This is a genomic window from Arthrobacter sp. P1_D12, from assembly GCF_056406175.1.
On sequence record NZ_JBFUAR010000024.1, the window covers coordinates 21,314 to 44,177 of the forward strand.

22 protein-coding genes are annotated in these 22,864 nt (G+C 66.0%); 4 read left to right on the plus strand and 18 right to left on the minus strand.

Annotation, left to right across the window (positions count from 1 at the left end):
* Window positions 1-45: 45 nt before the first annotated feature.
* The 12 genes from AC1DZV_RS17105 to AC1DZV_RS17160 form a co-directional block, all read right to left on the minus strand.
* Complete coding sequence (locus AC1DZV_RS17105) at window positions 46-171, minus strand: hypothetical protein (RefSeq protein ID WP_476851398.1); 126 nt, start codon at window positions 169-171, stop codon at window positions 46-48.
* 12 nt (window positions 172-183) lie between these two features.
* Window positions 184-951 (minus strand): SDR family NAD(P)-dependent oxidoreductase, encoded by a 768-nt coding sequence (locus AC1DZV_RS17110; protein ID WP_476954199.1) that lies wholly within the window; start codon window positions 949-951, stop codon window positions 184-186.
* A gap of 36 nt (window positions 952-987) precedes the next feature.
* The gene (locus AC1DZV_RS17115) at window positions 988-1,974 is read right to left on the minus strand and encodes a 3-hydroxyacyl-CoA dehydrogenase family protein (protein WP_243181553.1); all 987 of its coding nucleotides are present in this window, start codon (window positions 1,972-1,974) and stop codon (window positions 988-990) included.
* Between the two features lie 2 nt (window positions 1,975-1,976).
* Window positions 1,977-2,459: a ribose-5-phosphate isomerase gene (locus AC1DZV_RS17120; RefSeq protein ID WP_018775886.1), complete on the minus strand. Its 483-nt coding sequence runs from the start codon at window positions 2,457-2,459 to the stop codon at window positions 1,977-1,979.
* A complete protein-coding gene (gene dhaL, locus AC1DZV_RS17125) occupies window positions 2,456-4,228 on the minus strand; it encodes a dihydroxyacetone kinase subunit DhaL (RefSeq protein ID WP_476954200.1) in 1,773 nt (590 codons plus the stop codon). The genes AC1DZV_RS17120 and dhaL overlap by 4 nt, the downstream gene beginning before the upstream one ends.
* A 152-nt stretch (window positions 4,229-4,380) precedes the next feature.
* Window positions 4,381-5,385 carry a sugar phosphate isomerase/epimerase family protein gene (locus AC1DZV_RS17130; protein WP_476954201.1) on the minus strand — a complete coding sequence of 335 codons (1,005 nt, stop codon included), beginning with the start codon at window positions 5,383-5,385 and terminating at the stop codon, window positions 4,381-4,383.
* A 78-nt stretch (window positions 5,386-5,463) separates the two neighbouring features.
* Window positions 5,464-6,573: a 2-hydroxyacid dehydrogenase gene (locus tag AC1DZV_RS17135; protein WP_476951837.1), complete on the minus strand. Its 1,110-nt coding sequence runs from the start codon at window positions 6,571-6,573 to the stop codon at window positions 5,464-5,466.
* Entirely contained in the window at window positions 6,570-7,910 is a 1,341-nt protein-coding gene (locus tag AC1DZV_RS17140; RefSeq protein ID WP_476951838.1) for an MFS transporter, read from the minus strand. The genes AC1DZV_RS17135 and AC1DZV_RS17140 overlap by 4 nt, the downstream gene beginning before the upstream one ends.
* A gap of 170 nt (window positions 7,911-8,080) precedes the next feature.
* Window positions 8,081-8,791 (minus strand): GntR family transcriptional regulator, encoded by a 711-nt coding sequence (locus AC1DZV_RS17145; RefSeq protein ID WP_028275647.1) that lies wholly within the window; start codon window positions 8,789-8,791, stop codon window positions 8,081-8,083.
* A gap of 583 nt (window positions 8,792-9,374) precedes the next feature.
* Window positions 9,375-10,445, minus strand: coding sequence for an alkene reductase (locus AC1DZV_RS17150; RefSeq protein ID WP_476951839.1), 1,071 nt, complete (start codon window positions 10,443-10,445; stop codon window positions 9,375-9,377).
* Window positions 10,446-10,527: 82 nt separating this feature from the next.
* Complete coding sequence (locus AC1DZV_RS17155) at window positions 10,528-11,583, minus strand: 2,3-butanediol dehydrogenase (protein WP_476954202.1); 1,056 nt, start codon at window positions 11,581-11,583, stop codon at window positions 10,528-10,530.
* Window positions 11,584-11,730: 147 nt separating this feature from the next.
* Window positions 11,731-13,521 carry an NAD(P)-binding domain-containing protein gene (locus AC1DZV_RS17160; protein ID WP_476954203.1) on the minus strand — a complete coding sequence of 597 codons (1,791 nt, stop codon included), beginning with the start codon at window positions 13,519-13,521 and terminating at the stop codon, window positions 11,731-11,733.
* A 205-nt stretch (window positions 13,522-13,726) separates the two neighbouring features.
* On the opposite strand from AC1DZV_RS17160, the gene AC1DZV_RS17165 reads away from it, so the two are divergent.
* The gene (locus AC1DZV_RS17165) at window positions 13,727-15,064 is read left to right on the plus strand and encodes a helix-turn-helix domain-containing protein (RefSeq protein WP_476954225.1); all 1,338 of its coding nucleotides are present in this window, start codon (window positions 13,727-13,729) and stop codon (window positions 15,062-15,064) included.
* 7 nt (window positions 15,065-15,071) lie between these two features.
* Here AC1DZV_RS17165 and AC1DZV_RS17170 read toward each other — a convergent pair whose 3' ends face one another.
* A complete protein-coding gene (locus AC1DZV_RS17170) occupies window positions 15,072-15,986 on the minus strand; it encodes a hypothetical protein (RefSeq protein ID WP_476954204.1) in 915 nt (304 codons plus the stop codon).
* 3 nt (window positions 15,987-15,989) lie between these two features.
* Entirely contained in the window at window positions 15,990-16,646 is a 657-nt protein-coding gene (locus tag AC1DZV_RS17175) for a DUF6318 family protein (protein ID WP_476954205.1), read from the minus strand.
* A 201-nt stretch (window positions 16,647-16,847) separates the two neighbouring features.
* Here AC1DZV_RS17175 and AC1DZV_RS17180 point away from each other — a divergent pair, with 201 nt between their 5' ends.
* The 3 genes from AC1DZV_RS17180 to AC1DZV_RS17190 all read left to right on the plus strand — a co-directional run bounded on the left by AC1DZV_RS17180 (window position 16,848) and on the right by AC1DZV_RS17190 (window position 18,389).
* Complete coding sequence (locus tag AC1DZV_RS17180) at window positions 16,848-17,282, plus strand: pyridoxamine 5'-phosphate oxidase family protein (RefSeq protein ID WP_028275641.1); 435 nt, start codon at window positions 16,848-16,850, stop codon at window positions 17,280-17,282.
* A 130-nt stretch (window positions 17,283-17,412) separates the two neighbouring features.
* Entirely contained in the window at window positions 17,413-17,877 is a 465-nt protein-coding gene (locus AC1DZV_RS17185) for a very short patch repair endonuclease (protein WP_476954206.1), read from the plus strand.
* Window positions 17,878-18,032: 155 nt separating this feature from the next.
* Window positions 18,033-18,389 (plus strand): hypothetical protein, encoded by a 357-nt coding sequence (locus AC1DZV_RS17190; protein WP_476954207.1) that lies wholly within the window; start codon window positions 18,033-18,035, stop codon window positions 18,387-18,389.
* Here AC1DZV_RS17190 and AC1DZV_RS17195 read toward each other — a convergent pair.
* From AC1DZV_RS17195 to AC1DZV_RS17210, 4 genes are all read right to left on the minus strand, one after another.
* Window positions 18,386-19,768 (minus strand): McrC family protein, encoded by a 1,383-nt coding sequence (locus AC1DZV_RS17195; RefSeq protein WP_476954208.1) that lies wholly within the window; start codon window positions 19,766-19,768, stop codon window positions 18,386-18,388. The genes AC1DZV_RS17190 and AC1DZV_RS17195 overlap by 4 nt on opposite strands.
* Entirely contained in the window at window positions 19,761-21,992 is a 2,232-nt protein-coding gene (locus AC1DZV_RS17200; RefSeq protein WP_476954209.1) for an McrB family protein, read from the minus strand. Before AC1DZV_RS17200 ends, AC1DZV_RS17195 begins: the two co-directional genes overlap by 8 nt.
* A 68-nt stretch (window positions 21,993-22,060) precedes the next feature.
* Complete coding sequence (locus AC1DZV_RS17205; protein ID WP_028275636.1) at window positions 22,061-22,357, minus strand: membrane protein; 297 nt, start codon at window positions 22,355-22,357, stop codon at window positions 22,061-22,063.
* A gap of 59 nt (window positions 22,358-22,416) precedes the next feature.
* Entirely contained in the window at window positions 22,417-22,848 is a 432-nt protein-coding gene (locus AC1DZV_RS17210; RefSeq protein WP_028275635.1) for an acyl-CoA thioesterase, read from the minus strand.
* Window positions 22,849-22,864 lie beyond the last annotated feature (16 nt).

The following is a 22,864-nucleotide window of genomic DNA, read 5'->3' on the forward strand; positions in this document are numbered from 1 at the left end:
ATCAGGCCGGCCAAGGCAGGCCAGGCCGGATCCGGCCGGAGAAAACTAGCGCGAAAAAACCATCATCAGGACGCCGGCCGCGCAGGCCAGGATCCCGACGGCGAGGTAGATCTTCCGTCCCTTGCTCCAGGCTGCGAATCCGGACGCGGGGGTTTGGCTGTGTTGGGCCACGAGGCTTCTTCCTTAGTGCATGTAGAGTCCGCCATCCACATTCAGCGTCTGGCCGGAGATGTAGCCGGCGTCCTCGCTGATGAGGAAGGCGATGGCTGCTGCGATGTCCCGGGTGGAACCGACCCGGTTGACCACGAGGTCTTTGGTGAGTTCGTCCTTGCGTTCCTCGCTGAGGGTGCCGCCCATGATGTCGGTGTCGATGGGCCCGGGTGAGATGGCGTTGACCGTGATGTCGTATTCGCCCAGTTCACGGGCCGTGGCCCGGGTCAGGCCGATCACGCCGGCTTTCGCCACGGAGTACGGCGTCTTGGAGAAGGTGCCGCCGCCACGCTGCGCGGAGACCGAGGAGATGTTCACGATGCGCCCGATCCTGTTCTTCACCATGGATTCCGCGACGCGGCGGGTGGCGTAGTGGACGCCGTTGAGGTTGATGTTCAGCACCCGGTCCCATTCGGCGGCGTCGAGTTCCAGGTAGGGCACCGGAGAGCTGACGCCGGCCACGTTGGCGAGCGCAACGATCTGCGGCAGTTCCGCCTCGATGGCGTCGATTGCCGCGCGGACCGAGCCTTCGTCGGAAACGTTAGCGCCGGCGCCGAGGGCCTTGACGCCGTGCTCAGCTGCCAGTTCCTTGGCTGCCGCCTTGCAGAGGGCGTCATCGAGGTCGATGATGCCGATGTTCCAGCCCTGTGCGGCCAGGTAGCTGGCGGTGGCGCGGCCGATGCCGCGCTCGGACACCGCGCCGGTGATGATGGCGGTGCGTTCTGTGGGGAAAATGCTCATGGGAAGGCTCCTGAAGTGAAAAAGGAAGGTACGGAATCAGCTGATGGGGGCGGGGCCGAGCTCGTCGATGAGCTTCTGCATGGCCACGTACGCCTTGTTCCGGTAGGCGATCAGTTCCGGCGTGCGCTCCGCCGGGACGTTGAGGAAGCCGGCTCCGGTCTTGGTGCCCAGCTTTCCGGCCTCCACCAGGTCGGTGAGGATCTTCGGCGTCGCGAACCGTTCCGGGAAATCGGTCTGGAGGGACTTGTAGCAGAAGTTGTAGACGTCCAGCCCGGCCATGTCGGCAATGGCGAAGGGCCCGAAGAACGGCAGCCGGAAGCCGAAGGTGGTACGGACCAGAGTGTCGACGTCCTCCGCGGTCGCGATCTCCTGCTCCACCAGCTGGGCGGCCTCGTGGAACAGCGCGTACTGGAGCCGGTTGAGCACGAAGCCGGTGACGTCCTTGACGACGGCGGTCTGCTTGTTGGCCGCGTGCACGAGGTCGCGGACGGCGCCGACCGTGGCGGCCGAGGTGCCGGCATGGGGGATGATCTCCACGCCCGGGATGAACGGGGACGGGTTGGAGAAGTGCACGCCCAGGAAGCGTTCCGGGTTGGTGACCGGCTCGGACAGGTCCGCGATGGAGATCGTGGACGTGTTGGACCCGATGATGGCGTCCGGGCGGGCGGCCGCGCTGATGCGGGCGAGGGTCTGGTGCTTGATCTCGATGACCTCGGGGACGGCTTCTTCGATGAAGTCGGCGTCCGCCACGGCCTCCTCGATGTCCTTGGCGGGCCAGAGGTTTTCCTTCAGAATTGCGGTGGCACCTTCCGGGAAGAGCCCGGCGGCAACGAATTCGTCGGATTCGGCCAGGAGCCGCTCGTAATTCTTCTGGGCCACTTCCGCGGACACATCCGCGAGCGCCACCCGGGCGCCACCGAGTGCCAGGACCTGCGCGATCCCGCCACCCATGTAGCCGGAGCCGACGACGGCGATCTTGCGGGCGGCGTTGATGGCGGCTGCGGTTGCTGTTGATTCGGTCATGTTCAGACTGCCTTCGTGTATTCGGGTTCGTACGAGCAGATGGCGTCCACCTTCGCGGCGGAGGAGGAGTTTTCGTCGAAGCGGTGGCTCAGCCATTCGCCCACGAGCTTCTTGGCCAGTTCCAGCCCGATGACGCGCTGCCCCAGCGTGAGCACCTGGGCGTTGTTACTCAGGACGGACCGCTCCACCGAGTAGCTGTCGTGGGCCGTGACGGCGCGGATGCCGGGGACCTTGTTGGCCGCGATCGCCACGCCCAGGCCGGTGCCGCAGATCAGCAGCGCCCGGTCGGCGTCGCCGTCGGCGATCTTGCGGGCCGCGTCGACGGCGACGTGCGGATAGGCGGTGGAGTCGTTGGCGCCGACTCCCACGTCCTGCACGGACGCCACGCGGGGGTCGGCTTCGAGGAGCGCCTTCAGCGCGTTCTTGTATTCGACGCCGGCCTCATCGTTGCCGATGACCACGCGCCAGCCTGTTGCTGTGCTCATGCTTGTGCTCCTTGTTCCGCCGGCTCGGGGGTGCCGGGCCGGGATCCTGTGTCTGCGGTGTCGGTGTGGGTGGATATCCGGGTCGCGATGAGGGCGAAGGACACCGCTCCGGGGTCGGGGTGGCCGAGGCTCTTCTCGGCGAGCGGGCGGGCCCGGCCTTTGAGCGGACGCAGCCCGGCGGTCCGCTCTGCGGCGGCTGTGGCGGCGGCCGCCGCCGCGGCGAGGGAACCGGCCACTGGTGTGCCGGCGTCGAACGCGGTGAGGAACGCGTCCTGGAACGGCAAGAGGGCGTCCACCATGGTCTTGTCCCCCGGCTCGGCCTTGCCGAGCGCGGTGATGGCATCCACGAAGGCCGTGACCGCGGCGGCCGCGTCCTCGCCGCTGTAGCTGTCCTGGTTGCCCACGGCCTGTCCGGCCGCGATGATCGCCGAGCCCCAGAGCGCACCCGAGGTCCCGCCGGCGCGTTCGCTCCAGGCCTCCCCCGCGGCGGTCAGGACCCGCGACGGCGAGGCGCCGCCGTCGTTCGCGGCAGCCTGTTCGGCCGCGGCGACGGCCGCGTCCACGCCGCGGCGCATGCCGATCCCGTGGTCACCGTCGCCGGCGACGGCGTCCAGGCGGCCCAGTTCTTCTTCATGCTCGACCACCACGTCCCGCGCCTGGCCGAGGAAGTCGGCGGCCAGCCGGCCGAGGGCTGCCGCCGCGGCGGTGGGCCGTTCGACGTCGGCGGTCTCTTCGGCGTCCGGACCCGCGAGTTCGCGGCGGGCACGGGGGGCCAGGTTTCCCTTGCGGAACGCCGGGGTGTCGGCCGGGGCGGCCCAGTACTGCGCGAGTTCCTCGTCCAGCCACAGCAGGGTCAGGGACAGCCCGGACATGTCCAGGCTCGTGACGAGCTCGCCGCATTCGGGTTCGACGACGGTGAGCCCGGCGGCGGTGAGGAGCTTCTCGATCTTGCCGAACAGCAGGAAGAGCTCGTCGTACTTGACCGTGCCGAGGCCGTTGACGATTGCGACCACGCGGGTGCCGGCGTCGTCCGGTTTGTCGGCCAGGAGCCGGCTGACCAGGAGTTCGGCCAGTTCGGAGGCGGTGGGCATGGGGTGGTCGGAGATGCCCGGTTCGCCGTGGATGCCCAGGCCCAGGGACATGTGCCCCGCGGGGACAGAGAACAGCGGGGCCTCCGCGCCGGGCAGCGTGCAGCCGTCGAAGGCCACGCCGAGGGACCGGGTGCGGTAGTTGGTCCGGATGGCCAGCCGTTCGACGTCGTCCAGGCTCAGTCCCGCCTCTGCGGCGGCGCCGGCGATCTTGAAGACCGTCAGGTCCCCGGCGATGCCGCGGCGCTTCTCGATCTGCTCCAGCGGGGCGCTGGCGATGTCGTCGGTGACCAGGACGGTGCGGGTTTCGATGCCTTCGGCGTTGAGACGCAGCTGGGCCTGGCCGAAGTGCAGGACGTCGCCGGCATAGTTGCCGTAGCTCAGCAGCACGCCGCCGCCGGCGTTGGCGGCCTTGGCCACGCGGTAGACCTGGCCGGCCGCGGGCGAGGCGAACATGTTGCCGCAGGCCGAGGCGGTGGCCAGGCCGGGCCCGACGAGGCCGGCGAAGGCCGGGTAGTGCCCGGAGCCGCCGCCGACCACCAGGGCCACCTGCCCGGAGGGGACTTCGGTGGAGCGGACGACGCCGCCGTCGACTCGGGCCACGTAGCCGCGGTTGGCCGCAACGAAGCCGTCCAGTGCCTCATCCGCGAAATCAGCGGGATTGTCGAAGATCTGGGTCATGGTTCCTCATTGAATCCGTGTTGGAGAACTAATGCTGTGGGTAGAGAGCTGGGGTGGKGCGGCCGCCCCCCCAAGTGGCTTGACGGCCGCACTACACGCCGGTGTCGGCGCCCGGTCAGCGCCGGGTCAGGCGCTGAGTTCAGAAGCTGGCTTCAGGCGCTGGCGAGTGCCGTGGCTGCCGGCAGCTGCCGGCCCTGGGCCACCTGGCTCGTGCCGAGGGCGTAGCCGTCGGTCTTCGGCAGGACCTGGCGGCGGAGGTAGTCCTGGTTGCTGGCCGTGACGCTGAGGCCGTCGCCGCCGTAGTGCTCGGTGCACAGGATGCCCTGGAAGCCGACGGAGAGCGCGGTCTTGAACGCCTCGCGGTAGTTGATGAGACCGCTTTCCATCGGGGCCGGCATCGCCACGTAGGTGTCCCGGGCGACGTCCTCGTCGCGGATGTAGTTCTTCATGTGCCAGTAGTTGGAGTACGGGAGGGTCTTGGCGACCATCTCGCGCCAGTCCTCGATCGGGCGGTGCAGCCGGATGAGGTTACCGATGTCCGGGTTGATGCCGACATTGGCCAGGCCGATGTCCTGAACCAGCTGAACGGAAGAATCCGCGGTGCCGAGGTACGTGTCCTCGTACATTTCAAGCGAGAGCAGGACGCCGACCTCGGCCGCGTGCTGGCCGAGGTCGCGCAGGCGGCTCACAGCTTTGCCCCACGTTTCCTTGTCCCCTACCGGATCCTTGTACCCTTCGACGGTCCAGAACCAGAGCTGCTTCTGCTGCTCGGCGGTGATGGCCTGGTGCAGTCCGAACGAGACGACCTCGCAGCCCAGCTCGGCGGCGGCGTCGATGGTGCGGTGGCTGTACGCCAGGTTCGCTTCCCAGTTGCCTTCCTCGATCACGCTGCGGCGGATGGCCGAGATGACGGGGATGCCGATGCCGACGTTGTCCGCGGTCTGCTTGAACTCGGCGAGCCGCGCCGAGCTCAGGTCACCGGGGCGGACCCAGCTGTCCGTGAGGTCGGCATTGGCAAAGCCGGCGTCCTTGACCTCGGTGAGGACCTCGGCCCAGGCGGAGGCGTCGGCGTCGTTGATGTGGTTGCCCTGCGCGTCGGTCCCCGGGAACTGCAGGAGCGCTGCGGTGATGGGCCAGTTTTCGGCTGTATAGGCCATGGGTTCACTCCTTCGTGGAATCCTGTTTCCTATAGGATTTACTATCTAAGGGGATGTTGTCAAGGTCACACCCCCGGGTTACGAGCGCTTCGCGGCGAAGGCCGCTGTCGCGAAGACCTCCGGATTCAGGACGTTGGCAGGGCGCTCCCCTGCCGCGACCGCCAGGATCGACCCAATGGCGCTCGCCGCGACGTCCCGCGTGAAGTCCTCGGTCCAGCACAGGGAATGCGGGGAAAGCACCACGTTGTCCAAGGTCAGGAGCTCGTCGTCGGGAAGCAGGGGTTCCGGCTCAAAGACGTCCAGGCCGGCGCCGGCGATCCGGGCCTCCCGCAGGGCGTCCCGGAGGGCATCCGTGTCCACGAGCTTTCCGCGGCCGATATTGATCAGGTAGGCGCTTGGCTTCATCCGCGCCAACGCGGCCGCGCCGATCAGTTTTTCGGTCGCCGGTGTCAGCGCAGCGCAGAGCACAACGTAATCCGAGCGCTCCAGGAGCTCATTCAGGCCCAGCAGTTCGACGCCGAGTCCGGCGGACTCCGCGTGGCGGCCGCTGCGGTTGTTGCCCACGACTTTCACCCCGAGCGGGGCCAGGAGGCGGGCGAGCTCAGCGCCCACACTGCCGAAGCCCACGATGCCGACCGTCTGGCCCACCAGCGGCGCGCCGCGGTAGTGCTCGCGCTGCGCCCAGTCAGAGGTCCGGGTCAGCCTGTCCTTGGCCAGGAGCTTGTGCGAGAGCGCCAGGAGCAGCGTCAGTCCCGCCACCGCCAACGGCCGCCGGATGGCATCCGGGGTGTTGGTGACAACGATGCCGGCGCGGGTGCAGGCGTCCAAGTCGATGGTTTCGTAGCCGGCCCCGAACCGGGCAATCAGCCTCAGGTCCGGGGCCTGGTCCACGGTGCGGGAATCGAAGGCGATGTGCCCCAGAGACAACACGGCCTGGACCCCGGCGAGGTCGGCCAGCGGAACCGGGTCTGTGTAACTGGGCAGGACGCTCCAGCTGATGCCATGCTCGCTGAGCCGCTGCAGCCCCAGATCCCCGTGAATGGAGCTTCCGTCCGGCCGCGCGGCGTCGGCCGTGACGGCCACGGTGAACGGCGAGCGGGCGGTGCCCGCGGTGGTGGTTCCCGCCGCCGGGGCGGCCGCCGTGGTGGCGACCGCCGTCGTCGTCAATGCATTTGTTGCTGTGCTCATGCGTCGGTTCGGCTTTCTGTCTGCGCTGCTGCGGTCTTGTCCTTGATGGGTTCGCGGACCAGCACGGTGTACGCCACGGCGGCCAGGGCGGCGATGACGCCGCCGATCACGAACGACGGCGCGTAGGAGCCGGTGGCATCGGCGATCACACCGGTCAGCAGCGGGGCAAAGGCGCCGCCGAAGTAGCCGCCGAAGTTCTGGATGGCACCGACGGAGGCCACCTGTGAGTTGTCCACGATGTCGCCGGGCATGGCCCACGCGGCCGCCTGCATGGTGGCAACGAAGCCCAGCGCCACGGTCATGACAGCGATGGCGAGCGGGAGGGAATCCACGAACGGAATGAGGCAGATCAGGATGCCGGCGGCAACCGCCGCAACGGACATCACGTGGCGCTTTGCCAGCAGCGGATCGCGGCCGGCCTTCTTCGAGTAGCGCGTCATGACCCAGCCGCCGGTGATGCCGAGGATGGCTGCGCCGAGGTACGGGACGGCCGCAAGCCAGCCGGAGCTGGCGATGCTGGCACCGCGTTCTTCCTGCAGGTAGAGCGGCAGGAAGACGATGAAGATGTTCCAGATCCAAATGACGCAGAAGAATCCGGCCATCATGCCCCAGATCTGGCGGTGCTTAAAGAGTCCGAGCCACGAAACCTTCTTGGCAGTCAGGAGCTGGGTGGTGCGCTGGCTTTCGATGTAATCCAGTTCCTTCGCGCTGATGCGCTTGTGCTCTTCGGGAGCGCGGTAGTAAAGGAAGAAGGCCAATGCCAGCACGACGCCTGCGACACCGAGGAAGAGGAAGATGGCCTGCCAGCCGAACGCGAGCATGATGGCGGTCAGGACGGGCGGCGCGATGGCGGGTCCCCACTTGGAACCGCTGTCCCAGATGGCGGTGGCCTGTCCGCGCTCGGCCCGGGGGAACCAGTCGGCGGTGAGCTTTGCCGACGCCGGCCCGTTGGGGGCCTCGGTGATGCCGAGCAGGAAGCGGAAGGTGACGAACTGCCACATCTTGGTGCCGACGGCCATCAGCGCGGTCGCGATGCTCCAGCCCGCGATTGCGAGGAAGTACATCCGTCGGGCGCCCAGCTTGTCCACGAGCCAGCCAGCGGGCAGCTGGGCAAAAGCGTAGGTCCAGGAGAACACGGTGCCCAGGAGGCCAATGTCCGTCCGGGTCATGCCGAAGTCTTTAATCAGTTGCGGCGCGGCGATGGAGATCGCACTGCGGTCCATGTAGTTGATGATGCCGGCGGCCAGCGCCCAGCCGAGAATCCACCACCGCAGATTCTTGATGGTGCGGCGTGTTGCGGACTCCTTGGGCCCTGCGGCCAAAGTTTCTGTTTGCACTCTTCACTCCCTTGTGACTCCCCATGCCGGCACCGTAGCCGTCACAATCGAAGATCCTATAGGGTCTTCGATCAGCTGTGAAGGGGGTCACAAAAAGAGGGCGCAGAAGCCGTGTGCGGCGCACTGTTACGCGGTGTTGGACCCGCGTGCGTCAGCCTGGGAAGCGAGGCTTATTCCGCGGGAGCGTCCGCGATGGCGCGGCCGCGCACCTTTTGCACGTGCTCGGCCATTGCGGCTGCGGCCTTCTCCGGGTCGCCCGTCGCCAAGGCATCCAGGACGGCCTGATGTTCGGCGATCGCGTGGTCGGCGTCGGTGATCCCCACTCCCCCGAACAGGCGGAAGCGCTGAATCTGCCCGCCGAGGGCGGCGTAGGCGGCCACCATGAACTGGTTGCCCGTCTGCTCCGCGATCAGCCGGTGGAACCGCTCGTCGGCCTCGAGGTAGCCGCGGAACTCGGCAAAGGAGGGCCCGCGCGGAGCGTCCTTGAGATCGGCGACGGCCCGTTCCAATTCGGCCAGGTGGCCGGGCGTCAGCCGGGCACACGCCAGGCGGGCGTTCACAGGTTCGATCGCGAGTCGAGCTTCCATAAGCTCGGCGAAGTCTTCCCGGGTGAACACCGGAGCAACCCGGTAGCCCTTAAGGGCCACGCGGCGCACCATCCCGGTGTGTTCGAGCCTGGCGAGCGCCTCCCGCACGGGGGTGGGCGAGACATCGAGTTCCCGGGCGGTCCCGTCGATGCTGACCGCGGTTCCGGGTTCCAGCCGGCCATCCATCAGCGACGCCAGAAGTTCCTCATAGACGTGGTCCGCCAGGACCTGCCGGCTGACGGGGCGGCCGGCGGGGCGCCCCTCAGAATGGCTGCCGGTGGAAGCTAATTGCATCTTCAGATCCTATAGGACCAGGCACGGCGCGGCCCCCTCCGGGACATGCCCATTTGCCGCCCCACCGCTGGACATGCCCCTCGCTCCGCGTCATGGGCCCACGGGGGACATGCCCAGTCCCGGCGCCAGCCACGGGACATGTCCAGTGGCCAATTCGTCGAGGGACCATGTCCCGGTGGCCCCGATGTGCAGGACGGGACATGCCCACCCGCACACGCCAGCGAGGGACATGTCCAGCCTTGGGCCCAACCAACGAGGGACATGCCCATTGTTAAATGCAGCCAGTGGGCAGAATGGCATTCTGCCCACTGGCCGTGGCGTCCGCCCGGGCATGTCCGGTGGTCTGGGAACTCGGAATGGGACACGTCCGGTGGTCTGGGAACTCGGAATGGGGCATATCCAGCCACACATGTCACCACGGAGCATGTTCAATCTCGGACCTGCCCGGCGAGGGACATGCTCATTGTTAAATGCGATCAGTGGGCAGAATGGCATTCTGCCCACTGATCGTGGCTGCGGCTGAGCATGTCCAACCGAGCGTGCGCTGCACGGCTCCGCGTCGGTCACCGCACCGCCGTTGGCCCTAGTTCTGGTAGGCCGGGTAGTCGGTGTAGCCCTCGGCGCCGTCGGCGTAGAACGTGGATGCGTTTGGCTCGTTGACCGGCAGGCCTTCGCGCCAGCGGCGGGCGAGGTCCGGGTTTGCGATGGCCGGGCGTCCGACGACGACGGCGTCAGCGTGCCCGTCGGCAACCAGCGAGATGGCCTCATCCCGGGTGGTGATGACGCCGAATCCGGTATTGACGAGGAAGGCGCCGTTGAAGCGTGAACGCAGGTCCTGGACCAGTTCGCCGGTGGGATCCTTGTGCAGGATGCTCAGGTAGGCCAGGTTCAGCGGCGCAATAGCATCCACCAGCAGGCGGTACGTCTCGCGAACATCTGCGGCGTCCAGTTCGGTGACACCTTGGACGTTGTGCTCCGGCGAGATCCTGATGCCGACGCGTTCGGCGCCCACGGCCTCCACCACGGCCTGCACAACTTCGATCACGAACCGCGCCCGGTTCTCGGGCGTGCCGCCGTAGATGTCGTCACGCTGGTTCGACGACGGCGCCAGGAATTCGTGCAACAGGTAACCGTTGGCAGAGTGTAGCTCCACGCCGTCGAACCCTGCCTCGATGGCGTTCCGTGAGCCCTGGACAATTTCCTGGAGGACGCCGGGCAGTTCGTCGGTGGTCAGGGCGTGCGGCACGGGGTGCGCCTGCTTGCCCTTGGGCGTGCGGGTCTCCGCCTCGACGGCGATGGCACTAGGCGCAACTACCTGGTGGCCGCCGGTGATGTCCTCATGTGAAACCCGGCCACCGTGCATGATCTGCGCGAAGATCCGGCCGCCTTCGGCGTGAACGGCGTCCGTGACCTTCTTCCAGCCGGCAATCTGGTCCGGGGTGACGATGCCGGGCTGGCCCGGGTACGAGCGCCCGGCCGGGCTCGGATAGGTGCCCTCGCTGACGATCAGGCCCAGTGAGGCGCGCTGGCGGTAGTGCTCGGCAACCAGGGGCCCCGGGATACCTTCCTGGCCGGAACGGAGCCGGGTCAGCGGCGCCATGACGAGCCGGTTGGGCAGTTCCAGCTCGCCGAGGGTCATCGGGGAAAACAGCATGCGCAATTCCTTTCGCAGTGAATGGGTTCACTGGCGGCAACTGCGAGGCGTCTGCAACTATTCCCTGGTGAGACTCGGATCACTACGGGTGGACGATGATCTTCACCGCGGTGTCGTTGTGGTTGATCAGCGTGTCGAACCCCTTGTCCACCAAGTCGTCCAAGGCGATCCGCCCCGTGATGAAGGGTTTCAGGTCGACTTTGCCTTCCTGGACGAGCTTGATCGCGGCTTCGTGGTCGCCGCAGTAGGCGATGGTGCCGCGCAGGTCGATTTCCTTGAGCACCACTTTCTGCATGTCGACCGTGGCCGGGTGCCCCCAGATCGAGACGTTGACGACGACGCCGGCGGGCCTCACGACGTCGAGCATGGTGTCCAGCACCGCATTCACACCGGCACATTCAAACGCCGCATCGGCCCCCGCACCGTCGGTCAGTTCCAGCACGCGCGCCTTGACGTCCTCGGCACTCGGATCGAGCACGTGATCCGCGACCCCGGACGAAGCGGCCTTGTCTTTACGGGCGGCAGACAGCTCGGTAACGATCGTGGTGACGCCGATGCCTTTGAGGACCGCGGCGGTCAGCAGGCCGATGGGTCCGGCACCCCCGACGACGGCGACGTCCCCGGCTTTGACGCCGCTCCGGCCGACGGCGTGATACGCCACCGCAAGGGGTTCGATCAGTGCGGCCTCGTCCAGGGGGATGTCGCCGACAGGGTGCACCCACCGGGTGTCGACGACGATCTTCTCGCTCAAGCCGCCACCGCCGCCCGCCAGGCCGATGAAGCCCAACTTGGTGCACAGGTTGTAGTGGCCGCTGAGGCAGGGACCGCATTCATTGCAGACGTAGTACGGCTCCACGACGACCTTGTCTCCGACGGCCAGACCGCTGACGCCTTCCCCCAGCTCCTCGACGGTGCCGGAGAACTCGTGCCCCAGGGTGACCGGGGCGGCCTCGTGGGTAAGTACGTGGGGGTGGCCGGGCGGCGGGGTGAAAATGGGTCCTTCGAGGAATTCATGGAGGTCGGTGCCGCAGATACCGCACCAGGCCACGGCGATCTTCACCGTTCCCGGACGCAGCTCCGGTTCTTGAATGTCTTCGATCCGGAGATCCTCGCGGGCGTGGAATCGTGCTGCTTTCATGGTGTTTCACCTTCGCAGTCCAGGACCGTGGATGCGCCCGGTCAGGCGCATCCACGGAATAAAAGTTGGATTTTCACAGCGGGGCCGTAGCCCCAGTCTGGTGGCCGTGCCTGAGATTGTCACGACCCCGTGCGTCAGCGCGTGCGGTTAGCGCGCGTGATGCGTGGGCTGCAGCTCGAAGACCGGCGTCGACAGTCCTTCCATCCTGGCCTTGAGCTGCAGGGCAAGATAGTTCGAATAGTGCCGGCTCTGGTGCAGATTGCCGCCGTGGATCCACAGGTTCTCCACGTTGGTGGGCTTCCACATGTTGCGCAGTTCCCCCTCCCACGGCCCCGGATCCTTCGGCGTATCCGATCCGAACCCCCAGCACTTGCCGACGGCGTCCGCCACCTCGGGCGAGACCAGATCAGCCAGCCAGCCGTTCATCGACCCATACCCCGTGGCGTAAATAATGACGTCGGCATCCAGCTCCGTTCCGTTGGCCATCACGACGGAGTTGCCGGTGATCTTGTTGACCTGGCCATTGGCCAGCTTGACCCGGCCGTCGATGATCAGCTGCGAGGCGCCGACGTCGATGTAGTAGCCGGAGCCGCGCCTCAGGTACTTCAGGAACAAGCCGGAGCCGTCAACGCCGAAGTCCAGGTCAAAGCCGGCAGCCTCGAGCTGGGAGTAGAACTCCGCGTCCCGGCGGGCCATCTCCGCATAAACCGGAATCTGGGCTTCGGGCAGAATCCGGTACGGCAAGGAGGCAAACAGCAGGTCGGCTTTCTCCGTGGTGACGCCGTTGGCCAGCGCCTCTTCGGAGTACAGCCCGCCGAGAGCCAGGTCCATGAGGGATTCGCTGCGGGCAATATGCGTCGAGGACCGCTGGACCATGGTGACGTCCGCGCCGTGTTCCCAAAGGTCGGCGCAGATATCGTGGGCCGAATTGTTGGAGCCGATGACCACGGCTTTCTTGCTGGTCCAGTCGCCACCGCCCGGGTGCTTGGACGAGTGGTACTGCTCCCCCAGGAAAGACTCGGCGCCGTCGAACGTGGGGACACTCGGGTACCCCGATACACCCAGGGCGAAGACGAGCTGCTTCGGGCGCAGGGTGACCGGTTCGCCGTCGCGCATCACCTCCACCACCCACTCCTGGGACGTTTCGTCGAATCGGGCGTTGGTGCACTCGGTTTTGGACCAGTAGTTCAGTTCCATGATCCGTGTGTAGTTTTCCAGCCAGTCGCCGATCTTGTCCTTGGCCGCGAAAACCGGCCAGTCGTCGGGGAACTTCATGTAGGGCAGGTGGTCGTACCAGACCGGATCGTGCAGGTGGAGGGACTTGTAGCGGTTACGCCAGGAGTCACCCGCGCGCTCATTCTTTTCGATGATGATGGTGGGCACTCCGAGCCTCCGCAGCCGCGCGCCCAGCCCGATCCCGCCCTGGCCGCCGCCGATGATGACGGTGTAGGGCTGGTCTTCGTAGCCGAGCCTCGCCTCCTGTTCCTCCTTCAGTTCCAGCCAGGATTTGCGGCCTTTGGTGATCTCGTGGGCGACCCCCTTGTCCCGGTTGGGGCCCTTCTTTTCCTCAAAGCCCTTCAGTTCCTGCATGGTGGTGAGCAGGGTCCAGCATTTGCCATTCCGGAGGCGCAGATGGGCGTAGCCCCGGGCCTGGGCGGTCTCGAAGTTCACCCAGGCCTCGGCATTGGCGGCGTCCCCGGTGGCGTCCTCGGCGAGGGTCCAGTTGCTGGGCCGCACGTCGTCCAGGGTCGCCTCGAGCATGCGCCGGATGTCCTCTTTGCCCTCCAGCGTCTTGAGGTTCCAGGTGAAGGAGACGAAGTCGCGCCAGTACGAGTCGTCGTCGAAAAGTTCCAGTGCGGCGTCCGTGTTGTGGCTGCGCAGTCCCTCATCGAACTGCGCCAGCCACGCCCCGACGACGCCGTTTGGTGTCTCAGGCATGTTTCCTCTTTCCATTGCTGACAGGGGGCCGCTCCCGTTGCGTGGCGCGTAGACCGCGCAGTGACCCGCATCACAAGTAAAAGTCGCAGGGGGTTACAATCGGGTTACACGGAGCTCTCAAGCTGTCGGCGGGCGCGCAGGTTGGCCGACGGCGGCAGGGACCCAGCCGGGTGCGACGATTCGAGGGCGAGTTGAGAGAATGAGCATGCGGCAGGGCAACGGCCCCCTCACGCATCCCTCGGACCTCAGGTTTTCTGCACCGGCGGAATACGCCCGAATACTCCGGGCGGCGCACGAGACCACGATTTCGGGCACTCCGGATCCGCACCTCTCGCCGTCGCTTATCAAGTCCTGGCAGCGCTCCCTGGCGCTGGGCATCGATCCGGACCAGCACCGGCCCCTGCACCGCCATGAAGTTTCCGAGGCGCGATCCCTCAGCGCTGGCCATCGGCTGGCTGCGGTGATGCCTGCGTTGTCACAGCTTCTGGCCGACGAGACCGTGACCGGGCGCCATCTGCTGATCGTGACCGACCACGAGGGCGAAGTTCTGTGGCGCGTCGGCAGCAAGCAGGCCCTGCGGCTCGCGGACTCGCTGGAGTTCGTGGAGGGCGCCGACTGGTCCGAATCAGGGGTGGGCACCAACGCCATCAGCGAGGCCTTGGTGACGGGTGCGCCGGCGCAACTCTTCTCGGCCGAGCACCTCGTGCGGACCCACCATGACTGGGCTTGCACCGCATCCCCCATTCGCGACCCTTTGACCGGCGACATCATCGGCGTCCTGGACGTCTCCGGCCCTTTCGAATCGGTCACGCCGGACAGCCTGCGGCTGGTCCGTTGCGGAGTGCGGCTCGCAGAGGAGCTGCTGAAATCGGCCCCGTTTCCCGACGGCGGCGTCGGGCGCTCGGGGCAGCGGGCCCCTGGTGGCGAGCGGGCAGTGCGCGACGGCGGCGCCCGACCCCAGCTCGTGCTGCGGCTCTTGGGGGACGCGCCATCCGCGGCAGTCGACGGCGGCATCAGCCGTCCGCTGACTGTGCGCCGCGCCGAGATCCTGGCCCTTCTGGCCTCGCGTGATCAGGGCTGGAGTGCCGAAGAATTGGCGTACGAGATCCATGGCGATGCGGGCACCGGCGCGGCGATCCGGACCGAGATGCACCGGATCCGCGCCATTTTGGGGGATGTCCTGAAAGCGAACCCCTACCGATTCTCTTCAACCCTCAACGTCGTGACCGACGCTTCCGTTGTGGCCGGTCATCTGCGGGACGGTCGGGTTGCCGAGGCGTTCGCGGCGTACCCGTCAAAACTGCTCACCCGTTCGGTCAATCTGGCGATCGGGTTCATGCGCGACGAGCTCAACACAGCCGTGGGAGCTTCCGTCCGGTCAAGCGGTGATGCCCGGCTGATGCTGCAGTGGTGCACCAGCGACATGGGGTCCTTCGATACGGCGACTGCGGCTGCCGTGGCTGCGCTATTGGGGCCGGACGACCCGCGTTGCCAGCTCGTGAATGCCCGGATGGAACGGATGGACCGGGAATTGCGAGCCTAGTCACGGACTAGGGAGGCGGCGGGGCGACCCCGGGGCAGCCTTGGCCTTGGGGATTCTGCAGGCACGTGTCTGCGTAGTTCCTGGTGATCGTCCGCCAGACACTGACGGTCTGCGGTGGCGAGCTGAATTGCCCTTGGCCGGGGATGGGCAGCGGCGGTCCGCCATTGACGGAGTAGGTTCCCTGGAAATGCGTCGTCAAAACCACCGGGAAGTCGCCGGTCTGGGTGTACACGTGACTCGTCAGGGTCTTCTCGCCCCAGCGATCCTGCGGAAGCGGTCCGCCGGCCACCGCTTGCGGGCCGAGCGAGGTGCCGTCGCCATAGCTCCAGGAGTACTGGACCGGCTTAGCCACAATAGCCACACTTTGGCCCAGCATATCGACGCCAAATGTTTGCTCGATGGCCTCGGCATAGAAATTTGTCTCGGCACCCCTCAGAGTGTGTGGGCTCGGCTGCATGACGCTTCGGCCGGCATTGATTGGTAGTTGCTGAAATTTGGTCTGAATCTGGGCGGCAATCTGGCCCAGCACGTCTACGGGTTTCTCGAGATAGACACACCGATCTGGACGAATCGTTGACCATATGGGTGGGTCAAATACTCGCAGGGAAGTGTACCAACGCACGGGCCGCCCATCGCGACCTTGATCGCAGCGAACCGCTCCTGCAAGGCAATCAACGTCGAAATTGTTCTTTGTGGCGTCGAGACAGAGATACTCGAATTTGTAGATGTTGGGGTTTTCTGCAACTTCACCTGGCGCATCCACCCATACGCCAGCGCCTGCATCATAGCGCCAGACTCCGAGCCCAGAGGTGCTCCAAGAAACTTCTGAGTCGTCAGCCACCGCGGAAATTGGAATCACAAGCAGGGCGACTAATCCAAGGAAAGCCGTCACGAATAATCGCAATGCAATACGTCCCGGCATTGCCTAGCTCCCGAGCCGATCGACGTTCTGAACGGCCCAACATCCTTTCTCGTATCTCGCCACCATCAAGTCCCCCAGCATGGCGGACTCGGAAATCGCCTGCGCATCAGTTCCGTCTGCGTTTTTCAGCGATCCAGCCTGTTGTTGCGACTGGATGGCAACTTGGAAATCTCCATTCGGCGTCTTCACGAAAGTCGATTGAACTGCATGGACCGTAACCGTCCCACCGACTATCCACCTTCCCTCACCGTTCCATTTCTGGATCCCAGGAAAGACTTTTCCGCAAAGGGCGCATGAAGGGCTGGAGATCGAGTTGATACCAGATAGGTCACCGGTCTCGTACGAATAGTTCAGGAGCGCGTACCAGTACCGCGCAAACGCCTCCAGCCCTTCCTTCGTCTCCGCCTTCGCAGCTTCCGGCAACTCGGGTACTGGCACGTTCTGCGCCTTGCCGGTCGCGTCGGCGGGCTTGTAGCTGGCAGTAGGTGTGGGAGTTGCGCTCGGGGTGGCCGGCCCTGAGGGACTCTGCGAAGCAGCAGGTGGAGATCCGGGAGGCGGCGTTCCACCCCCGCTGCACGCTGTGGCCGACATCAGGGAGATCGACACCCAAGCGACCGCACAGGCTCGCCAGGGACCGGAAAGCGAAGTGCGAGATGTCATGGTCAGCTACTCCCCCGATAGAAAATCAAGACGATTGAAGCCAATTTGTGGCTTAAGGGTAACTGAGATCACATTTTGCCGGTCAAAATTATCCACAGGCAGCATGTGCCCGCCTGTCGGACCAGCAGAACACCCCGGCAGAACACCCCGGCAGTCCTTTAGCCCCTAGCCAGCGACCGCCCAATTCAGAACAATGAACCCATGATGTTCGAACACGAAGACGGCAATCCGATCCTCACACTGGACGACGACCAAGCCTGGACATTGATTGAGGCTACAAAGCACGGCAGGCTCGTGGTCACCGTGGCCGGAGAACCCGACATTTTCCCCGTGAACTACGCGGCCAGCGGCCGGAAACTGTTCCTCCGCACCGCCCCGGGAAACAAACTGGCCGAGCTCACCATCAACTCGAAGGTGCTCTTCGAAACCGACGGGATCCTGTCCGAGGAAGCATGGTCAGTAGTCCTGCGCGGCACTGCGCGCGTGCTCGACCAATCGGCGGACATCGCCGACGCCGAGGCCCTCGGACTGAAACCGTGGGTTCCGACGTTGAAGGACTTCTACGTCGAAATTACGCCGACGTCGCTCAGCGGACGCCACTTCCAGTTCGGCGAACACCCGGAGCGGGAAATCTAACGCCCGACGGCGACTACCGGCCCGCAGTTCCCGGCCCGCCGCCCCCGGTCCGCTCAGCCCCGCGCCCCGAGGCTGCTGCCCGGAGGCTGCTGCCCGGCGCCAGGACTTGGCACCCGCCTAGACTTAAACAATGGCGGATAAGCTGACTCCGGAGCGGCGCAGCTGGAACATGTCCAGGATCCGGGGCAAGAACACCAAGCCGGAAATGCTGGTCCGCAGGCTGCTGCACGCAAAGGGATACCGCTATCGCCTGCACGGCACCGCGAGCGGCGGCAAACTCCCGGGCACCCCCGATCTCGTCTTCGCCGGCCGCCGCAAAGTCATCTTCGTCAACGGCTGCTTCTGGCATTTCCACGACTGCCGTGTGGGCCAGCACGCACCCCAGGCCAACGCCGAGTTCTGGGAAACCAAGCGCACCCGCACCCGGAACCGCGACGCCGCCCAGCGGCTTCAGCTCGAACTCGATGGCTGGGAAGTCCTCACCGTGTGGGAGTGCGAACTGAAGGACCGATCGGCGTTGGAGCTCCGCCTCGATGCCTTCCTCCAGGGCCCTCCCCTCCACAGTCCTTTCCTGCACAACCCGGCCCGGGACTAACCCTCCTGAGGACCTTCGCTGAGCAGTAACGCCCCGCGTGTCGCGCGGCCCACCTCCGGTGCAGGCTGAACGACCTCAGCTAATATTCGACTCCGGGGGCGATAGGCATTATTCGGTCAGTACCAACGCGTACTGCAAACACGGGAGAGCGCACGATGCCGCACTTGCTGATGTCCAACGACCAGCCCGAAACGGCTGCTGCGCCAACAGATTCCAGTCCCGCAGATTCCAGCCCCATAGATTCAGACCCCACAATTCTGCCGTTCCGTCGCCTCGGCCACACGAGGCTCCACGGCTTCCGGCCCCGCCCGCTCCGCGGAGCGAACCCGGATCTGGAGCCGCTGCGCCGGCAGGCGGCCTCGATCATTGATGAGGTTCTGGCTGGCACCAACCCGGAAGAAGCTGACGTGCGGGAGAAACTCCAGTGGCACGTCGCCAACAACCCGGGCCAGCCGGAAAAGGCGCTCCTGGAACATTTGCGGACAGTGGCCGACCAGCAGGAATCCGCCTAGCCGGCGGACCTGTCGATACTGGCCTGCCGGAGCACTTCGCCCCACGACTGCTGGGCAAGATCTGCCACGGCGGCCAGGATTTCCGACGGCGGTAGCGACAGATCCAGCGGGAACTCGACAATGTCGATGTCGGTATTGAGAATTCGGCGCAGCTTGATTTCCCCGGCTCCCGGGTAAACGATCCACGCCGTCGGCACCCGCAAGGATGTGCAGTAGGCCAGCATCCGGTAGTGGTCGCCCGAAAGGGACGCGCCGACGTCGGCCGCGGCCTTGTACTTGGCGTCGTACACCATCACGGGCCGGCCGCCGAGGAAGTGGACGGCACCGGGCTGCACCACAATGCGGTCCGAGTCGCGGACGGCCTCGTTCAGCAGGGCGTTGTAGCGCAACCGCATTTCTCCGGGGTAGGCGGCCATGGCTTCGCGCAGGGCTGTTCCCACGAAGTCCTCGAACACCTTTGCCATGTCCACCACGAACGACGCCGACTGCTGCTTGCCGTCGCCGGCCTCCGCCGACGCGTTCCGCAGGATCAGTTCGGCGAGCCGAAGAGCGGCGTGGTAACGGGTGTTCATCCGGCTGGGCCGCCACTGCGGCAGCGGCGCGCCGGACTGAAGGCGCGTCACGGCGTCGAGCTTTCCCTTGAGCTGGCGCAGGCGGCTCAAGACTTCCGGCCGAACCCGCGGCACCTGGGACATCCGTTCCAGTGCGGCGCGCAGAATCCGGTTCTCCGCGATGTCCTCGGTGAACTCGTCGTAGGAGACTTCCAGCGGAACCAGCATGCCGGGCCGGCGGGAAATCTGGTCCGACATCCGGATCCGGCCCTTGACGGTCCGGAGCGATTCTTCCACCATGAGATACCCCTGCAGCACGCCGCGGCTCAGCGCCCGGTCAGCGAGCTGCGCCAAGGATTCGGCCAGGGCGCTCCAAAGGTCGGCGTGCTCCACCGCGGCGACAGAATCGTCTCGGAACCCTTGGTCCCCCGCGTAGCCGAGGAGGAACAGCAAACGGCTCAGACCGAGCCGACCTTTCGGTCGCACCTCCAGCTGCACGGCGGGAGTGCGCACCGAGCCGACGGTCCCCACCGGTTCGACCCGGTACAGGCCCATGCCCATCGGCGAGGCCTTCGCCAGGCCGCTGGCGTTGACGTAGGCGGCAGTGGCCGGATCAAGCCGCTCCACGACGCCGACGGAGAGTTCGTCGAGGACAATGTGCCGGCAGGCCTCCGCCGCACCGCGTCCGGATGAACCACGTCCGGATGAACCACGACCTGATGAACCGCGCCCGGCCGGACCGCCTTCTGATGAAACCCAGTGGTCAGAGGCATTGCGGTCCGACGAACTGCGGTCCAGCGCTACGGCGTCCCCGGCCAGCCTAGGCATGCGCCAGGCGGCCCAGGAGTTGTTCCAGTCCGAACCGTTCCTCGAGCTGGGCGCGGTTGAGCTGCCCGTGATAGTGCTCTTCCAGCAGCGGCATGAGCTCGTATTTCCAGATCCTGCGCAGGCCCTTGGGCGTCTGCGCGGACTTCTTCATGAAGTAGGAGGGCCCGATCATGAGGTCGCGGTCCCATTCGTCGATCGCGTCGTTCAAAGCGTCAAGCAGCAGGGCCGGCGTCGTGTCCAGGTCGCGGGTCTGGAGGAAGCGCAGCAGCGAGCCCTTCACGGGTTCCGTCTTCGGGTGCAGCTCGATGAAGGAGAAGCGCCGCCGGATGGCCGCGTCCATCATCGCGATGGAGCGGTCCGCGGTGTTCATGGTGCCGATGATGTAAAGGTTGTCCGGCAGGGTGAAGGGCTCGTTGGGGCTGTATTGCAGGTAGATGCGGTCGTCGCGGTATTCGAGCAGGAAGTACAGCTCGCCGAACACCTTGGCGAGGTTGGCGCGGTTCATCTCGTCGATGATCAGGAAGTACGGTTTGCTCTCGTTCCCGGGCTTGGCCGCTTCCTCGGCGAGCCGGCGCAGCGGTCCCGCCACGAGCTTGAAGGAGACCTGTCCCTCGTCCGTCTTGTCCGGGCGGAAGCCCTCGAAGAAATCCTCATAGGCGTACGACGGGTGGAACTGGACCAGCTTGACCCGCTCGTCCGTGGTGTCGCCGGCGAGCTCGGCGGCGAGGTGTTTGGCGAGGTACGTCTTGCCGGTTCCCGGCGGACCGTAGAGCACCAGCTGCCGGTTCTCCTCGAGGAGTTCGGCGATTTCCTGCAGCGGCTCCAGGTCCATGTGCAGGGACGCGGCGAACTCCGGCGTCAGCGGCCGGAACCCGTCACAGGCCGGTTCGACGGCGGCATCCGGCGCGGCGCCGTCGCCGTCCTCGGCTTCCGCTTCAGCCGGCAGCAGCGCCTCGAGCGCCTGGATCACGCGGGTGATGTCTACGATGTTGCCGGAGGTGGTCAGCTGGCGCTGCACGTGGCGGGGCAGGCCGGTGGCGTCGTGTTCCTCATCGAACCAGCGGACCTTGCGGCGGAGCTGGCGGTTGTCTTTGGCATGCTCCGGTTCGCCGAGGACCACGCCGATCCGTACCTTGCCCGAGCTCTGGTAGAGCGCAAGGTCACCCGGCTTCATGACGGTCAGGAAGGCGAAGACTGCGGTCTTGGTGTCCTCACGCTCCACGTAGCCGAGGTGCTTGTAGTCCTCGTCAACGGCGTTCTGGACCAGCCCCGCGGTGACGCCGGGGTCCAGCAGGCGGAGGTGTTCGACGTCGAGCGTCACCGCTTCCTCGTCCCGCCACTCCCCCAGCAGCTCGGCGTTGTCGTGGTGGGTGCGCAGGAGCCAGGCGCGGCGGCCGGGGTCGCCGACCTTCCGCCACTGGCTCACCAGCTGGCGTGAGTACCAGTCGATCCGCTGCCCGGCCTGCTGGTCCAGGTGCAGGCGGATCCGGTGGATGTCCGCCGAAATGTCCTCGTCACTGTCCCCCTTGGCCCCGCCCACGAGGGAAGCGAAAGCGTCGCGGATCTCCTGCCGTTCGACATCGGCCACCACGGGTTCGAAATAGCTGGGCCAGACCAGGAACTCAATGCTGCGGCGGATGGCCGGCTGGTCATCCGGGGTGCCGGCGACCAACCGGTGGAAGGCCAGCGGATCCTTGACCGCGGCCTGGACGACGTGGGCCGGCCGCTGTGCGACGTGCTGCACGAAGCGGCAGAGCCATTTCAGGTGGTCCCAGATGGTCCAGTTGAATTCCGCGGTGCGGTCCCGGATCACGCCGTGGTCCGTCATGCCCGCGTAGAGCTCGTCGGGGAGCTCCAGCGCAGGCTCCAGCCAGGATGCCGCCTCGGCGACGCGGGCCCGCTTGACCTTCAGCGACTTGACCTCGTGGGCCAGCGGCAGGGACTGGAGGAAGAGTAGCTCCACGGCCAGTTGCTTCGCCCCGCGGGTGGCGTCTTCCAGGTTCTGGCGCAGGTTGGTCATCATCGGCGCCTTGGGATCTGGAACGCCCCGTTCGAGGCGTTCCAGCAACTCCGCGGCAGCCTGGACGGACCACGTTTTGGTGCGGCCGTCCAGGGGGGACGCCTTGCCGAGCAACCCCGGGCCCAGCACAAACCACGCCGCGTCTTCAATCTCCTTGGAGATACCGAGGGCGCGGTGCAGGGCAGGCTTCTTGGTTGGGGTCATACGTTCAATTTACAGGCTTAAACTGAACGCGCCCATTTAACGCCGACCCTAAACTACCGGCCAGTAGATTACGGACGGGCGGGCAGCAGACTCGGTTTCGCGCCGGGCCGGCGCTTCACGCCGAAGGTGAAATACGTGGCCGGACCGATGAAATTCACCAGCGTGGCAAGCCGCCACATGGCCTTGCTGCCGCGGATCTGCGCAGACGGGCGTCGGCTGATGTCCGTCTGGGCCGCCACCAGCAGCGAGAGTTGGACGATGGCAGCGGCTATTGTTCCGAACCGTGCAATCGGCGAGAGTTCGTTCCACTTCTTCTTGCGGGTGTGCTTCTTGTGCATGTTCTGGCCCATGTTCACAACGACCACGCCTCCTTTTAGCGTCGGAGTTGTTCATTCTAGGAGCCCCACCGGCACCGTGGTAGAGGCTATTGGACCGGGTGGGCACGGGTGTAGGGGGCCAGCCGGTCCTTCTGTTCCGGCGTCAGCCGCAGCACCCGGCCGGTTGCCTCGTCCACGAAGGCGAGATGGCTCGTGGCCCGGACGCAGTCCTCGCGCGTGACGGGATCCTGCACCAGGTAGTGGATGTCAAAGCTGGCGCCCTTGACCGCGCCGATCCACAACTGGACGACGGCGGGCACGTTCCGGTACTCAAGGGTCCTGACGTACCTGATCTTGTGCTCGACCACGAGCGCCAGCGTCCCTTCCGGAATTTCATTGAAGAGCGGCACCAGCGGTTCGGTTCCCGGCAGCCCGGGACCCCGGGGCGGGCCGAACGCCGCGATCCGTGCTTCTTCGAGGATCCGGACAATCTGGACGTTGTTGATGTGCCCGTAGGCATCCATGTCGCTCCAGCGCATCGGCACGCCCACCTCG

Excerpts from the sequence above, each read along its gene's own strand:
- AC1DZV_RS17110 (WP_476954199.1), bottom strand. The coding sequence starts at position 951 with ATGAGCATTTTCCCCACAGAACGCACCGCCATCATCACCGGCGCGGTG.
- AC1DZV_RS17115 (WP_243181553.1), bottom strand. The coding sequence starts at position 1,974 with ATGACCGAATCAACAGCAACCGCAGCCGCCATCAACGCCGCCCGCAAG.
- AC1DZV_RS17120 (WP_018775886.1), bottom strand. The coding sequence starts at position 2,459 with ATGAGCACAGCAACAGGCTGGCGCGTGGTCATCGGCAACGATGAGGCC.
- dhaL (WP_476954200.1), bottom strand. The coding sequence starts at position 4,228 with ATGACCCAGATCTTCGACAATCCCGCTGATTTCGCGGATGAGGCACTG.
- AC1DZV_RS17130 (WP_476954201.1), bottom strand. The coding sequence starts at position 5,385 with ATGGCCTATACAGCCGAAAACTGGCCCATCACCGCAGCGCTCCTGCAG.
- AC1DZV_RS17135 (WP_476951837.1), bottom strand. The coding sequence starts at position 6,573 with ATGAGCACAGCAACAAATGCATTGACGACGACGGCGGTCGCCACCACG.
- AC1DZV_RS17145 (WP_028275647.1), bottom strand. The coding sequence starts at position 8,791 with ATGCAATTAGCTTCCACCGGCAGCCATTCTGAGGGGCGCCCCGCCGGC.
- AC1DZV_RS17150 (WP_476951839.1), bottom strand. The coding sequence starts at position 10,445 with ATGCTGTTTTCCCCGATGACCCTCGGCGAGCTGGAACTGCCCAACCGG.
- AC1DZV_RS17155 (WP_476954202.1), bottom strand. The coding sequence starts at position 11,583 with ATGAAAGCAGCACGATTCCACGCCCGCGAGGATCTCCGGATCGAAGAC.
- AC1DZV_RS17160 (WP_476954203.1), bottom strand. The coding sequence starts at position 13,521 with ATGCCTGAGACACCAAACGGCGTCGTCGGGGCGTGGCTGGCGCAGTTC.
- AC1DZV_RS17165 (WP_476954225.1), top strand. The coding sequence starts at position 13,727 with ATGCGGCAGGGCAACGGCCCCCTCACGCATCCCTCGGACCTCAGGTTT.
- AC1DZV_RS17170 (WP_476954204.1), bottom strand. The coding sequence starts at position 15,986 with ATGCCGGGACGTATTGCATTGCGATTATTCGTGACGGCTTTCCTTGGA.
- AC1DZV_RS17175 (WP_476954205.1), bottom strand. The coding sequence starts at position 16,646 with ATGACATCTCGCACTTCGCTTTCCGGTCCCTGGCGAGCCTGTGCGGTC.
- AC1DZV_RS17180 (WP_028275641.1), top strand. The coding sequence starts at position 16,848 with ATGATGTTCGAACACGAAGACGGCAATCCGATCCTCACACTGGACGAC.
- AC1DZV_RS17185 (WP_476954206.1), top strand. The coding sequence starts at position 17,413 with ATGGCGGATAAGCTGACTCCGGAGCGGCGCAGCTGGAACATGTCCAGG.
- AC1DZV_RS17190 (WP_476954207.1), top strand. The coding sequence starts at position 18,033 with ATGCCGCACTTGCTGATGTCCAACGACCAGCCCGAAACGGCTGCTGCG.
- AC1DZV_RS17195 (WP_476954208.1), bottom strand. The coding sequence starts at position 19,768 with ATGCCTAGGCTGGCCGGGGACGCCGTAGCGCTGGACCGCAGTTCGTCG.
- AC1DZV_RS17200 (WP_476954209.1), bottom strand. The coding sequence starts at position 21,992 with ATGACCCCAACCAAGAAGCCTGCCCTGCACCGCGCCCTCGGTATCTCC.
- AC1DZV_RS17210 (WP_028275635.1), bottom strand. The coding sequence starts at position 22,848 with ATGCGCTGGAGCGACATGGATGCCTACGGGCACATCAACAACGTCCAG.